Here is a 13,651-nt window from a genome sequence, read left to right as displayed (position 1 = left end):
GTGGCTTACTCCTGATAGTCCAGACCTTCACGATTGAGCTGGCGGATCAACGCATCCCAGTGGCGTTGAATGCCTTCGCCCTTGCCATCGGAATAGCGTTTTGACTGCTCATGGACCTTGGCGATGGCCGCCGGCGAGGCATGCTGCAGGGCGTCATTGCCGCCGGCCTGTGCCGCGATCTGGATGTTGCAGGCGCGCTCCAGGCCGTGCAGTTCGCGAAAGGCGTGCTCCACGCTGATGCCACCGGTCAGCAGACCATGGTTGCGCAGGATCAGGATGTTGCTGTCGCCCAGATTCGCCACCAGCCGCGATTGCTCGTCCAGATCCAGCGCCACGCCTTCATAGCTGTGATAAACCACCCGGCTGTAGAAGCCCAGCGCATGCTGGGAGATGGGCAGAAGGCCCTCACGCTGGGCCGACACCGCCGCCCCATCGCGGGTGTGGGTGTGCAGCACGGCGTGAAGGTCGGGGCGTGCGCGGTGAATCGCGCTATGGATGACGTAGCCGGCCTGGTTGATGCCAAGCCCCAGCGGGTCGTCGATGATGGTGCCGTCAACGTCCACTTTCACCAGGTTGGAAGCGGTGATCTCATCGAACAGCAAGCCGAAGGCGTTGATCAGGAAGTGCTCGTCTGGCCCCGGCACCCGCGCCGAAAAGTGGGTGTAGATATGGTCGGTCCAGCGAAACAGCGCGGCCAGCCGGTAAGCGGCGGCGAGCTTGACGCGTACTTCCCATTCCTCGGGGCTGACACGTTGGCGGACGGTGTTCTGGCTGGCGTTCAAAACAGATACGGAACTCATGGGTGTTCTCCTGAAAAAGTCAGTAACCGCGCTGCACGTCGACCAGATTGCTCAACGGCAGCTGGGCGCGATAGCGGGTGAAGTTGTCGATGAAGCGGTCCAGAAGCCCCTGGGGGCCTTCTTCGGAAATGGCCGAGGTGTGTGGCGAAATGAATACCCGGGGATGGCTGTACAACGGGTGACCGGCGGGCAGGGGTTCGGGATCGGTGACGTCCAGGCTGGCGCGGCCCAGGGTTCCGGCGTCCAGTGCGTCCAGCAGCGCCTCGTGATCCAGCAGGCCGCCACGGGCGATGTTGACCAGGTGCAAGCCGAGTTTTGCATGGGCCAGCTCGGCGTGGCCGATCATCCCGCGAGTGCCTGCCGTCAACGGCGCAGCGAGCACCACGTGATCGGATTGCGCGAACAACTGCTCGAGCGACTGCGCCTGCTCGACACCCGCCACCGGCTCGATGGCCTGTCCGGGCCTGCCGACCGCCAGCACCCGCATGCCCAGCGCCGCGGCCTTGCGTGCCAGACTCTGGCCGATATGGCCGAAGCCGACGATGCCCAGCGTCCTGCCACTCACAGGCGCCAACGGCGTGAGTTGCCAGTGGGCGTCCTTGACCCACAACCCCGGCAGTTGCTTGGCGGCCGCGAATATCAGCGCCAGGGCGAACTCGGCCACCTGGTCGGCATTCGAGCCCTTGCCGCTGGTCACCGGCACACCTTGAAACAGCCAGTGGGGAAAGAAGTCGATCCCGGATGACGACAACTGCACCCAGCGCAGGGACCAGGGCCAGCCCACTGGCGCGGTGAGGATTTCTTTCACGTTGATCGGCCGGATGAGCAGCACATCGGCCTGGGCGGGCACTTCAAGAGAGCCCGGCGCAAGATCGATCACCTCATGCTGCGGCAGGCGGCTGCGCAGGTAGGCATTGGCGGCGGCGTCCAGTTGGCTGGCGATAATCGAAGTGCTCATGCAGTCTCCTGAAGCAAAGCGTTGCGGCCGACCTGGGCGAAGACCACATCGTCCTGCGGGGTATGAATGCGACTGCACAGCACGTCGCGGTAATGGCGTTCCAGAGGGTTGTGCCGGGACAGGCCGGGATTGCCCGCAGCGGCGATCGCCAGTTCCACGGCGCGGATGGCGTTGGCACAGACCGCCTGTTTGATCTGCGGGGCTGCCGCAGGGTCGGTATGGCCCAGGACTGCGGCATCCAGCACGCTCTTGTTGGTGAACAGCAGGGTGTCGATTTCGCCAGTCACCCCTTGAAAACGCGGCAGGCTGGCCAGCGCTGTGCCCAGGTTGGAGGGGATGCGGGTCTGCAGGAAGGACACCCACCAGTCCCGTGCCGCCCGGGCCACGCCGTCGTACAGGGCCGACAGCAAGACGGCCATCCACAGCAGGCCTTCGTCGTCCAGCGCAGGCGCAGGTTCGCTGGCGGGGCTTGCGCTGACTGCGTGATCGAGCGGGATCAGCGCGTCCTCGAAATCCACCCGATGACTGCAAGTGGCACGCATGCCCAGATGGTCCCAATCCTCGACAATGCGCACGCCCGGCGTGTTTTTGTGCACCAGATAGCCGCCGACCAAGGGGTCCGGATCATCGCTGCGGGCCCAGACCAGATACCAGGTCAGGCCGACGCTGCCGGTGGAGTAGATCTTGCTCCCCGACAGGCGCCAGCCCTCAGGCGTTCGCCGCGCGACGGTGGCCGGAAGACCGCCTCGGGAAGGCGAGCCCAGTTCCGGCTCGACGCGGAAAGTGTTGAACAGCGCGCCGTGTTCTACAGCGTCGCGGGCTACCTGAATGCGCAAGTGTTCAGGCCAGCGCGGGTCCTTGTGCAGGCGGCCGTGCTGCAGGTACTGCATGACCAGGATCAGCGCGGTGGAAGGACAACCCTTGCCGACGGCGGCGATCACACGGCGCGCGGTATCGAGATCCGCACCACCGCCGCCCAGATGTGTGGGCACGGTCAGGGCCAGCAGGCCGTGGCGGTGCAGCAGTTTGAAATTGTCGGTGGGGAACGCACCGCTGCGGTCCGAGCGCTCGGCGCTGGCAGCCAGTGCCTGGGTCAACTCGGCCAGGGTGCCATCGGAAGGTGGGTGGCTCATGGGGCGTCATCCTTGGAAATCGGTTTGAACAGGTTCGGTCGGTGAGGCGACGTCGAACGTGATCAGAACTTATTCGTATGGATGAGCGGTGTAAAAGGCCTGTTGGCTATAAGCTAATATTTATAAATTGCATTTAGCTAGGGTTTATTATGCTGTTCGTGGATATTTTGATGTGTGTGGCACCCTCAAGCCGCTGACGCCGGCAAGCCGGACTGCTACGTAATTCGGCGGTGTTCTGGTGATTGCGCCCGGACACTTGACCCCGTAGCAGTCCGGCTTGCCGGCGAGGCGGCCTCAAGATCGCTCCCGCCGGCAAGCCGTGCTGCTACGTAGGTCTGCGGTGCTCAGGCGATCTACGTTCGACCACTTGACCCCGTAGCAGCACGGCTTGCCGGCGGGGGCGTCCTTGAATCCGCCACACAACTACTGGCCGGCCACATCACCACCATGGGCCGCCGCCAGTTTCTGCGCATGGGCCAGGTGCTCCTTGAGCTTGGGCAGGGTCTGGGCGGCGAACGCTTTCAACTGCGGATCCTTGCCATCAGCGGCTTCCTTCTCGAATAGCGCAACCGCCGCTTCATGGGCCTTGACCTGATTGTTGGCGTACGCCTGATCGAACGACTTGGCGCTGCGCAGCTCCAGAATCATGGTCTTGATCTTGTCCATGACCTCCGGATAACTGGACACCTCAAGCTTCTGCGCCTGGGCAATGGTTTTCAGTTTCTCGTTGGCAGCGGTGTGATCGGTGACCATCATCTGCGCAAAGGCTTTCACGTCTGCGCTGACCGCTTTTTCCTGAGCGAGCTTCCCGGCTTCGATTTCGGCGACGCCCTTGGCGGACGCATCGTCCACGAAGCCATCGGGATCCTGGGCGGCAAATGCGCCTTGGCAACCGAATGCGAGGGCGAGTGTCAGCGCGCTGATCTGTAAGTACCTGGCCATGTCGAATCTTCCTTCTTGTTTGAGGGGCGCTGTCCTTCAGGGACATCGTAATGAGTCGACTGGCCTGCAAGGCCGAACGTTCAGCCTTTCAGCTGTCCGGCGTCGGCGCCCGTGGCACCGACCCACGAACTCCAGACAAAACACGCAAGAAAAAGACCGATCGCGCAGCCAATTTCCGCCTGCATCGTTTTGTCACAATCAGGTCCCGACAGACGCAGATAGTAGCCAGCCCAACCTGTATTCAAGGAGGCTACACAGTGTTTCCCCGCATCTTGCCGACGCTCTCTGTCCTGACCCTTTCCATCAGCGCTGCCCACGCCGCCGACACTCTGGATACGCCACGCCTGGCCGGCATGGACAATTTCCGTGATGTCGCAGGCACCACCACGGCCTACAGCACCGCATTGGACGGGACCATGCGCGCCGGTGTGTTCTACCGCTCCAACGCGCTGACACCGACAGCTTCCGACCTTGCCACCCTCAACGGCCTGGGCATCAGCGCGGTGTACGATCTGCGCACCGCCAGCGAGATCGCCGCGACGCCCGACACGCTGCCAGCCGGCGCCACTTACACCAACATCGACATCATCGGCAGCGGCGTGTCGGGGGCGAATGCCACCAATATCTCAGTCAGCAGCGCGGCGGAGGCGGTGGCCATGATGCAGCAGGCCAACCGCAGCTTTGTCAGCGACTCCGGCATGCGCAGCCAGTTCTCGGTGCTGTTCAACGACCTGGCGGGTGTCGACGGCGCGGCGTTGTTCCACTGCACCGCCGGCAAGGACCGCACCGGCTGGACCGCCGCCGTGCTGTTGAGCATCGCCGGAGTGGACAGCGGCACCATCATGAGCGACTACCTGGCGACCAACCAGTACACCGCTGCGCGAATCGCCGCGACACTGGCCGCGATGCCTGCGAGCATGGCGGCGATCTACGGACCGTTGCTCACTGTCGATGCCAGCTACCTGCAAGCCGGCCTCGATGAAGTGACCGCCGAATACGGCTCCATGGACAACTACCTCAAGCAGGGCCTCGGGCTGTCTCAGGAAACCATCTACGTGCTGCGGGCCAAGATGGTCTATTACAACAGCCTTCCCGGACAGGCCGAGTTTCTGGGCAACGATGCCGCCGGCGCCCGTTTGCTGCAGCAGTTGCAGAACAGCAGCCTCTCGGGAAACTACAGCGCCTACAACTTCTACCTGCAATCGGCGCTGGACGCCGGGAGCCTGGGTGGCGTGCAGTCCACCGTCGGGGGCCAGGTGCATGCCGATGCCGCCAGCTACCTGTTGCGCCAACCCGGCGTGGTGGGCCAGGCCACGGCCGCCTACACCAGCGGCGTGGGGCTGAAAGAAGGGCAGAGCCGGGTATGGGCCACTGGCCTTGCAGGCTATCTGGGGACCGACGGTTCTAGCCGCGCTGCCAGCAGCAACGAGCACACTCAAGGCACGCTGTTCGGCATCAGCCAGCGCTTCTCCGAGCAGTTGAGCGGCTATGCCGCCTTTGGCTACAGCCGGGGCACTGTCGGCGGTGCGGGAGGCGAAGTGGACACCGACCTGACCCTGGGCACCCTCGGCGGGCGTTTCGCACCGGACGGGCTGGAACGCGGGCTGTTCCTGGCGGCGGACCTCAGCGCCGGGTACGTGGACTATCACAGCAAGCGTGAGATCGGTGGCGGCCTGGGGGATGCCAAGGGCGAAACCCACGGCAACCTGGCCAGCGCAGGACTGGCCCTGGGTTACCGCCTGCCGATGAACAGCATCACCCTGGAACCGAGCCTGGGCGTGCGCGCCACGCGCCTGGACCTTTCAGGGTTTCAGGAGAAGGGCAGCGAACTGGCATTGCAGGTCGATGGCACACAACAGACCCGGCGCAGCGCGTTTGGCAACGTCAAGGCGACCTTCGCACCCATCGGCCAGAGTGGCGGCTGGCAACTGGTGCCTGGGGTCGAGCTGGGCTACGAACACGTACTGGGTGACCACAAGACCGAGAGCGATGCAGGCCTGCTGGGGCTGAGCGTCCAGCAGCAGGCGGCCTACGCCAGCCGCGACCAGTTCAATGGCGCGGTGAACATGATGGCGACCCTGGGCGCGTTCAGCATCGGTGCCGAGGCCGGGGCGATCGGAGGCGGCGACAGCCACGGTTTCAGCGGCAGCCTCAAGGCCAGTTATCAATTCTAAGGCGCCGCTTGTAGCGTCAACGTCGGTGCAGCCCCAGCTTCACGTCCTGGGGCTTCACGCCGTAGGCGCTTTGAAAGTACTGGCTGAAGCGGCCGGCATTGGAAAAGCCGAGACTCAAGGCCACCTCACGCACCGAGGAACACGGCTCGCCTTGCAGCAACCGCCAGGCGTGCTCAAGGCGCACCTGACGCTGGTATTCCACGATGGAGGTGCCAGCAAAACGGCGAAAACCCTCTTGCAGGGCGCGAAGGCTGACATGGCTCAGAGCCGCGAGCTGCGTGCCGCTGACCATGGACTGCGGGTGTTGCCGAAGATAATCCATGGCCAGTTTCACGTGCCGGGGTGCAAGGCCCGGGGCAGGGCGGTGCAGCGCCTCGCTGTAGGAGTGTGGCCATACCTGAAGCACCGCATCGATGAGCATTTCCTGAAGGCGCTCAGGCATCAGGCCGCGAGCGTTGATTAGCGAGTCGGCCTCGACGCTGGTGGCAAATTTCACCAGCGCCTTGAGCCCGTCGAAGGCGGCGTCGTGCAGATCGACACTGCACTGAAATCTGAGCGGTTTAACCGCAGGCTTGCCCACCAGCAAGGCCAGACGCTCGACAAACAGCCCCCGACGCACGGAAAAGCCGTACTGGCTGTGCCCCTCGACCATTCTCACCGAGCGCATCTCGCATTTCTCCACCGCGAGGCCCACTGAAGTGTTGCCAATGGCTTGGTCCGCAAGGTCGACGATCACCTGGCCCGCCGTGGGCAGAATGAAGCTGATCTCGTCGTCCATGTCCGGTGTTTCGAAGGCGAAGTCACCGCCGTAACTCATCTGCCTGAAGCTCGTGCCCTCATAGCGGCCGTACACGCCGGATATGCGAATCGGCATCTGCGGGGTGGGGAAATGGGAATACAGGTTGCCGAACGCATGGGTGAACAACGCGCCGAAATCATCGGAGTTCATGTCATCGGAGCGGATCACGATTTGCTGGCGCAGCGCGGCAGAGGTCATTGTCTGTCTGTACCAAAGTGGAGGGCAGCCCGAGGGCGATGGCACGCTAGCAATCCTGTGTGACGTGATTGTTACATGTGTACAAAGTCGAGCTGCCGAGAAGAACTCAACCCTGCTTCATGAAAAAATCGTAGCGCTGCGATAATTTCTGCAATATGCTTTCGACATATTTCGCAGCGCTGCGAATTTGCACGAATCATCAAGAGCATAACGGGCGCTGTTCCTATAAAGACAACAAGGAGACACGCCATGTCCGCAGGAAAACTGCACACCACGTTCGCCAGCCAACTGGGCGGCCCCAAGGCACCGATTGGCACCTGGCTGATGTCTGCCTCGGCCAGCACCGCCGAAGCGCTGGGCTATGCCGGGTTCGACTGGCTGCTGGTGGACATGGAGCACGTGCCGATTGAATACCGTGATCTGTGGCAGCTGCTCCAGGCTGTGCAATGCACCGGCGCCCAGCCGATCGTGCGCCTGGCTGCCAATGATCCGGTGCTGCTCAAGCGTGCGCTGGACCTGGGTTCGTTCAACGTGATGGTGCCGTTCGTGGAGAACGCCGAGCAGGCCCGGGCCGCCGTCAACGCCGTGAAATACCCGCCATTCGGCACTCGTGGTTTTGCCGCCGTGCACCGCGCCAGCCGCTACGGCACCTGGGCCAACTACGGCAACGAAGCCAACGACGCCGTGACCTGCATCCTGCAGATCGAAACCCCGAATGCACTGAACAATCTGGAAGAGATCGCCGCTGTTCCAGGCGTTGACGCGCTGTTCCTCGGCCCTGGCGATCTCTCGGCGGCGTGCGGCCACATCGGCAATCCGGGCCACCCGGAGATTCAGGCGATGATCAGCGACGCCATCGTGCGGGCGAAGAAAATCGGCATGCCGATGGGCATCGTCGGCGGCACCCCGCAACTGGTGCAGAGCTATCTGGAACAAGGCTATGCGTTCGCCGCGGTGGCCTCGGACATGGCGATGATGATGAACAAGGCCAACGAATTCCTGAAGGCGCTCAAGGCCAATCAGGCCCCGACAGCCGTCGCGACGCCTTACTGACCCGGCAGGCCGACGACCAATGATGAGTGTCAGCGCGCATCTGGGCTTTCTGTTCTGCGTCGCGGTGGCGACCTTCGCCCAGAACACCACCGGCTTTGCCTTCGGCCTGTTGCTGCTGGGGCTGACCGGCCTGTTGCAACTGGCCCCGGTTGAAACCGTGGCCAACGTCAGCTCGGTGCTGACCCTGGTCAATGCCTTCGTGATGTTGCGCCGCCGCCCGGACCTGGCGCCGAAACTGCTGGCGCTGATTCTGCTGTGCAGCCTGCTGGGCGTGGCTGCCGGGGTGGAATTGCTGGGGCTGCTCGGCACCCATGAGCGCGATCTGCTCCAACTGCTGCTGGGCTCGACCATCGTGCTGTGCAGTTTCCTGCTGGTGGTGCGCTCGCGCCATCTGCAGCGTCTGTCGGGCTGGACCAGCTTTTCCTGTTTCGCCGGGTTGTCCGGCGTAATGGGTGGGCTGTTTTCCAGTGCCGGGCCGCCCTTGGTCTATCAACTCTACCGCCAGCCGCTGCCGACCAACGTGATACGCGACACCCTGATCGTGGTGTTTGCCGTCAACGCGCTCATGCGTCTGATCCTGCTGACCAGCACCGGGCGATTCGACCTGCAATCGGGCTACCTGGCGCTGGAAGCTGTGCCGGTGGTGTTCGCGCTGACTTGGTACATGCGCCGTCGTCCGCCGGCCATCGCCCCGAAAACCTTGAAGTACGGTGTATTCGCCTTGCTGTTGCTGGCCGGCGCGAGCCTGGTGGGGCAAGCGTTGCTGGCCCTTTAGCCATTGCGCCCGAACCGTTGAAAACAGCCTTTTGAATCAATCAGTGGAAGCTAACTTCATGTCCGAAAAAATCAAGAAACTGGAAGAGCTGCGCAGCCAGCGTTGGTTCGCCCCGGACACCATCCGTGCGTTCGCCCATCGCCAGCGCCTGCAACAGATCGGGTTGCGCCGCGAGGAGTTCATGGGCAAGCCGGTGATCGCCATCCTCAACACCTGGAGCGAAATGTCGCCCTGCCATTCGCATCTGCGTGAGCGCGCCGAAGCGGTCAAGCGCGGCGTGTGGGCCGCGGGCGGCTTTCCGGTGGAACTGCCGGTGCAATCGGTGGGCGAGGTGATGGTAAAACCCACCACCATGCTGTACCGCAACCTGCTGGCGATGGAGGCCGAGGAACTGCTGCGCTCGCTGCCCATCGACGGCGCGGTCTTGCTCGGCGGTTGCGACAAGTCCACCCCGGGGCTGTTGATGGGTGCCCTGAGCATGGATCTGCCGATCCTCTATTGCCCGGCAGGCCCGATGTCCAACGGCAAGTGGCGCGGGGTGAAAACCGGCGCCGGGACGCACACCAAGAAGTATTGGGACGAGCGCCGCCTGGGCCTGATCGACACCGTGGCCTGGGAAGAGCTGGAAGGGGCGATGACCCGTTCCATCGGCACCTGCAACACCGTGGGCACGGCGTCCACCATGACCAGCATCGCCGACGCCATCGGGTTTACGCTGCCAGGCGCTTCGAGCATTCCGGCCGCCGATGCCGCGCACCCGCGCATGGCCTCTCAGTGCGGCGAAACCATCGTCGACCTGGTGTGGCGTGATCGTCGCCCGTCCACCTGGTTGACGCCGGCGCACTTCGCCAATGGCGTCGCGGTGTACATGGCCATGGGCGGCTCGACCAACGCGGCGATTCACCTGATCGCCGTCGCCCGCCGCGCTGGCATCGACCTGACGCTGGACCAACTGGCTGAAACGGCGGCGAAGATTCCGGTGCTGTTGAATCTGTTCCCGTCCGGCAACGCGCTGATGGAGGACTACCACTTCGCCGGTGGCCTGCGCGCCCTGATGCGGGAAATCACGCCGTTCCTGTCCCTGGATTGCGCCGGTGCCACCGGGCAGACCTGGGACAGCCTGCTGGCCGACGCCAAGTGCTACGACAGCGACATCATTCGCAGCCTCGACAACCCGGTGGTCGGGCTGGACCAGGGCTCCACCCTCGCTTTGCTGCGCGGCAACCTGTGCCCCGATGGCGCGGTGATGAAGTCGTCCGCCGCCAACCCCAGCCTGCGCAAGCATTCAGGCCCCGCGCTGGTGTTCGACGATCACGAAACCCTGAGCCGGATGATCGACGACCCGGCGCTGGAGATCACCGCAGACACCGTGTTGGTCCTGCGCAACGCCGGCCCCGTGGGCGCGCCGGGCATGCCGGAGTGGGGCAACCTGCCAATCCCGAAAAAGCTGCTGGAGGCTGGCGTGCGCGACATGCTGCGCATTTCCGACTCGCGCATGAGCGGCACCCACTACGGCAGCTGCGTCCTGCATGTGGCCCCGGAAGCCGCCGTGGGCGGGCCGCTGTGCCTGGTGCGCACCGGCGACATCATCGACCTGGACATCGCCGCCGGCACCCTGAACATGCGCGTCAGTGATGACGAACTGGCTCGCCGTCGCGCAGAACACGTCCCGGTCCACCGCCAGTACGGGCGTTCGTTCGCCGCGCTCTATCAACAGCATGTGACCCAGGCCAACGAGGGCTGCGACTTCGACTTCCTGCAAGCCGGGGAAGTGGTGCCCGAGCCGCCGATTCACTGATGCCGCCGATTTTTCTGACCTTCACGGGAGTTCGCTTTTCATGATCCATCTCAAGGATTCATCGTTGTTCCGGCAACAGGCCTACATCGACGGCAAGTGGGTCGGTGCCGACAACGGCCAGACCTTCGATGTCACCAACCCGGCCACCGGCGAGGTCATCGCCAGCGTGCCGCAAATGGGCGAAGCCGAAGCCGAACGCGCGGTGGTCGCGGCGCACAGGGCGTTCAAGCAATGGAAACGCAAGACCGCCAAGGAGCGTGCCGAACTGCTGCAACGCTGGTACGCGCTGATGCAGGAGAACCTGGATGACCTGGCGCAGATCCTCACCGCCGAGCAGGGCAAGCCCCTGGCCGAGGCCCGGGGCGAACTGGCCAATGGCACCTCGTTTGTGCAGTGGTTCGCCGAGGAAGCCAAGCGCATCTACGGCGACACCATCCCGCAGCCCTCGGCCGACAAACGCATCCTGGTGACCAAGGAGCCGATCGGCGTGGCCGCAGCGATCACGCCGTGGAACTTCCCCCACGCGATGATCACCCGCAAGGTCGCGCCGGCCCTGGCGGCAGGCTGTGCGATGGTGTTGCGCCCTGCGAGCCAGACGCCTCTGTCAGCCTTGGCCCTGGCCGTGCTGGCTGAACGCGCAGGCATTCCGGCCGGGGTGTTCAGCGTGGTCACCGGCAGCGCGACGCAGATCGGCAGCGTGCTGACCCGCCATCAACTGGTGCGCAAATTCAGCTTCACCGGTTCCACGCCAGTGGGTCGCCTGCTGATCGGCCAATGCGCCGAGACGGTCAAGAAAGTGTCGATGGAGTTGGGCGGTAACGCGCCGTTCATTGTCTTCGACGATGCCGACCTGGATCAGGCGGTCGAGGGGGCGATGCTGTCCAAGTTCCGCAACGCCGGCCAGACCTGCGTCTGCGCCAACCGCATCTACGTGCAGGACGGCATCTATGACCTGTTTGCAGAGAAACTGGCTGCGGCAGCACGTTCACTGTTGCTGGGCGACGGCACCCAGCCGGGCGTGACCCAGGGCCCGATGATCGACGAGGCGGCGGTGCGCAAAGTCGAGGAGCACATCAGCGACGCCCTGGAAAAAGGTGCGCGGCTGGTCACCGGCGGCAAGCGGCATGCGCTGGGCGGCAGCTTCTTCGAGCCGACGGTGATGATCGGTGTGACCGCCGAGATGAAAGTCGCCCAGGAAGAAACCTTCGGCCCGCTGGCGCCGCTGTTCCGCTTCAGCAGCGAAGAGGAAGTGATCCAGCAGGCCAACGACACCGAGTTCGGCCTGGCCAGTTACTTCTACGCCCGGGATATCGGCCGGGTGATGCGCGTCAGCGAGGAGCTGGAATACGGCATGGTCGGCGTCAACACGGCGGCCATTGCCAACGAGATGGCACCGTTCGGTGGGGTCAAGCAATCGGGCCTGGGCCGCGAAGGTTCGAAATACGGCATCGAGGATTACCTGGAAACCAAATACGTCTGCCTTGGCGGCGTAGATCGCTGACCCCACCACCGCCGACGCCGGCAAGCCGTGCTGCTACGGTCTGGCGGCGGATCTGTGACCCTCGTCTAACCCGGAGCTGTGGGAGCGGGCTTGCCCGCGAAGGCGTCAGACCTGACACATTGAGGGTGACTGACCCACCACCTTCACGGGCAAGCCCGCTCCCACAGGTTATTGGTATTGCCCCCGGACCTCATAAACACTCCGATCCCGTAGCAGCCGGGCTTGCCCGCGGGTCGGTCTCGAGGCCTACGCGCGGGTGCTCTCGCGCACGATCAGCTCGAACCCCAGATCCACCGTTTCAGGCTCTGCCGGCAGGGTGCCGGTTTCGATCCAGTGCAACAGCCGGCTGGCCACCGTACGCCCGATTTCCACCGGATACGGGCGTACCGTGGTCAGGCGCGGAGCGCTGAGTTTGCTCAGGGGCAGGTCGCCAAAGCCTGCAATCGCAAGCTCGCCCGGCACATCGATGCCACGGCGGCGCGCTTCGAACAATGCGCCAATGGCCAGCACGTCGTTGGAGCAGCACAGGCCCTGGGGCTCGCTGGCCGTCAGCGCCAGTTCGTCGAACACCTGGGTCAGCACCGCATCGGAGGTGCCTTCCTGCAACGCAATCACCCGGGCCTCGCAGCCTTTGTTCGCCAGCCAGGCGGTGAAGCCTTCGGCGCGCTTGCGTGCGCGGTGGTCAAGGTGCATGCGGGCGCCGACGTAGGTGAACTGGCGCAAACCCAGATCATAGAGGTGTTCGGCCAAGGCCGCGCCGACGTGCTCGTGGAAGAACCCCACTTGCAAGTGAAACGGCGTGTCGCCCAGTTCCCACATCTGCGCCACGGGAATGCCGGTGGCCTGCAGCAGGGTGCGCGCGGCTTCATGCTGGCTACCAGTCAAAACCAGCGCGGCCGGGGACCAGGACAGGTGGGCGCGCAGCAGTTCAAGTTCGCGTTCGGGGTCGTAGTTGCTGTTGCTGATGAGCAGTTGATAGCCACGCTCTTCGAAAACGTCCTGCATGGCCTGCAGGGTTTCGGAGAAGAAGGCGTTGATCATCGACGGCACAATGACCGCCACGGCCCGGCTGTGGGAGGCGGCGAGGGCGCCTGCCAGGCGGTTGACGGTGTAGCCGGTTTCCTCGATGGCCTGGCGGATGCGCTCGGCGCGCTTGCTGGACACCGCTTCAGGGTCACGCAAAAAGAGTGAAACCGTGCTGGGCGACACCTTGGCCCGTTCGGCGACCACATCCATGGTCACGCGATTGCCCTTGCGACGGCCAGCATTGAGGTTGGCCACGGTGGCCGGTAAGTCGCTCATCTGCTACCTCAGGTGCAAAAGCTCAAGAGAATGAAAGCAGCCCGCGTGCAAGTCAATCGTGACCATCGCGATGTTCGAAATTTCGAATGCGAACAAAAATGCGCCGCAAACGAATGAAAAATCGTAGCGCTACGATTTAGCTTGGTTTATTCTCGCCCTTCAAGATTTAGCAGCGCTGCGATTTTGCCGTGCTGCTGCCCAACCCACGTTGGAGAACA

At 63.8% G+C, this 13,651-nt stretch carries 11 protein-coding genes; 5 read left to right on the top strand and 6 right to left on the bottom strand.

Annotated elements, in window-relative coordinates; genetic code table 11:
* Positions 1 to 5: 5 nt before the first annotated feature.
* The 4 genes from ACIPO9_RS06345 to ACIPO9_RS06330 all read right to left on the bottom strand — a co-directional run bounded on the left by ACIPO9_RS06345 (position 6) and on the right by ACIPO9_RS06330 (position 3,833).
* On the bottom strand, positions 6 to 800 hold the full coding sequence (locus ACIPO9_RS06345; RefSeq protein WP_274131056.1) for a class II aldolase/adducin family protein: 795 nt from the start codon (positions 798 to 800) through the stop codon (positions 6 to 8).
* Positions 801 to 819: 19 nt separating this feature from the next.
* Positions 820 to 1,758: a D-isomer specific 2-hydroxyacid dehydrogenase family protein gene (locus ACIPO9_RS06340; protein ID WP_400779443.1), complete on the bottom strand. Its 939-nt coding sequence runs from the start codon at positions 1,756 to 1,758 to the stop codon at positions 820 to 822.
* On the bottom strand, positions 1,755 to 2,891 hold the full coding sequence (locus ACIPO9_RS06335) for an acyl-CoA dehydrogenase family protein (protein ID WP_400779442.1): 1,137 nt from the start codon (positions 2,889 to 2,891) through the stop codon (positions 1,755 to 1,757). Before ACIPO9_RS06335 ends, ACIPO9_RS06340 begins: the two co-directional genes overlap by 4 nt.
* A gap of 423 nt (positions 2,892 to 3,314) precedes the next feature.
* On the bottom strand, positions 3,315 to 3,833 hold the full coding sequence (locus ACIPO9_RS06330) for a DUF4142 domain-containing protein (RefSeq protein ID WP_400606669.1): 519 nt from the start codon (positions 3,831 to 3,833) through the stop codon (positions 3,315 to 3,317).
* Positions 3,834 to 4,090: 257 nt separating this feature from the next.
* Here ACIPO9_RS06330 and ACIPO9_RS06325 point away from each other — a divergent pair, with 257 nt between their 5' ends.
* Positions 4,091 to 6,007 carry a tyrosine-protein phosphatase gene (locus tag ACIPO9_RS06325; RefSeq protein ID WP_400779440.1) on the top strand — a complete coding sequence of 639 codons (1,917 nt, stop codon included), beginning with the start codon at positions 4,091 to 4,093 and terminating at the stop codon, positions 6,005 to 6,007.
* Positions 6,008 to 6,023: 16 nt separating this feature from the next.
* Here ACIPO9_RS06325 and ACIPO9_RS06320 read toward each other — a convergent pair whose 3' ends face one another.
* Positions 6,024 to 7,004: a helix-turn-helix domain-containing protein gene (locus ACIPO9_RS06320; protein ID WP_400779438.1), complete on the bottom strand. Its 981-nt coding sequence runs from the start codon at positions 7,002 to 7,004 to the stop codon at positions 6,024 to 6,026.
* A gap of 249 nt (positions 7,005 to 7,253) precedes the next feature.
* On the opposite strand from ACIPO9_RS06320, the gene ACIPO9_RS06315 reads away from it, so the two are divergent.
* From ACIPO9_RS06315 to ACIPO9_RS06300, 4 genes are read left to right on the top strand one after another with little or no spacing between them, the layout of a single operon-like run.
* Entirely contained in the window at positions 7,254 to 8,057 is an 804-nt protein-coding gene (locus ACIPO9_RS06315) for a 2-dehydro-3,6-dideoxy-6-sulfogluconate aldolase (protein WP_400779436.1), read from the top strand.
* A 19-nt stretch (positions 8,058 to 8,076) separates the two neighbouring features.
* Positions 8,077 to 8,832, top strand: coding sequence for a TSUP family transporter (locus ACIPO9_RS06310; protein WP_400779434.1), 756 nt, complete (start codon positions 8,077 to 8,079; stop codon positions 8,830 to 8,832).
* A gap of 58 nt (positions 8,833 to 8,890) precedes the next feature.
* The gene (locus tag ACIPO9_RS06305; RefSeq protein ID WP_400779432.1) at positions 8,891 to 10,630 is read left to right on the top strand and encodes a 6-deoxy-6-sulfo-D-gluconate dehydratase; all 1,740 of its coding nucleotides are present in this window, start codon (positions 8,891 to 8,893) and stop codon (positions 10,628 to 10,630) included.
* Positions 10,631 to 10,670: 40 nt separating this feature from the next.
* Positions 10,671 to 12,131 carry a 3-sulfolactaldehyde dehydrogenase gene (locus ACIPO9_RS06300; protein WP_400779430.1) on the top strand — a complete coding sequence of 487 codons (1,461 nt, stop codon included), beginning with the start codon at positions 10,671 to 10,673 and terminating at the stop codon, positions 12,129 to 12,131.
* Positions 12,132 to 12,377: 246 nt separating this feature from the next.
* Here ACIPO9_RS06300 and ACIPO9_RS06295 read toward each other — a convergent pair whose 3' ends face one another.
* Positions 12,378 to 13,433 (bottom strand): LacI family DNA-binding transcriptional regulator, encoded by a 1,056-nt coding sequence (locus tag ACIPO9_RS06295; RefSeq protein WP_400779428.1) that lies wholly within the window; start codon positions 13,431 to 13,433, stop codon positions 12,378 to 12,380.
* Positions 13,434 to 13,651: the final 218 nt, after the last annotated feature.

Origin of the sequence: Pseudomonas sp. NPDC090203, from assembly GCF_044746765.1 — a bacterium.
Lineage (GTDB): Bacteria > Pseudomonadota > Gammaproteobacteria > Pseudomonadales > Pseudomonadaceae > Aquipseudomonas > Aquipseudomonas putida_AD.
The sequence above is the reverse complement of the archived record's forward strand: the minus strand, read 5'-3'. Positions and strand labels throughout refer to the sequence as shown.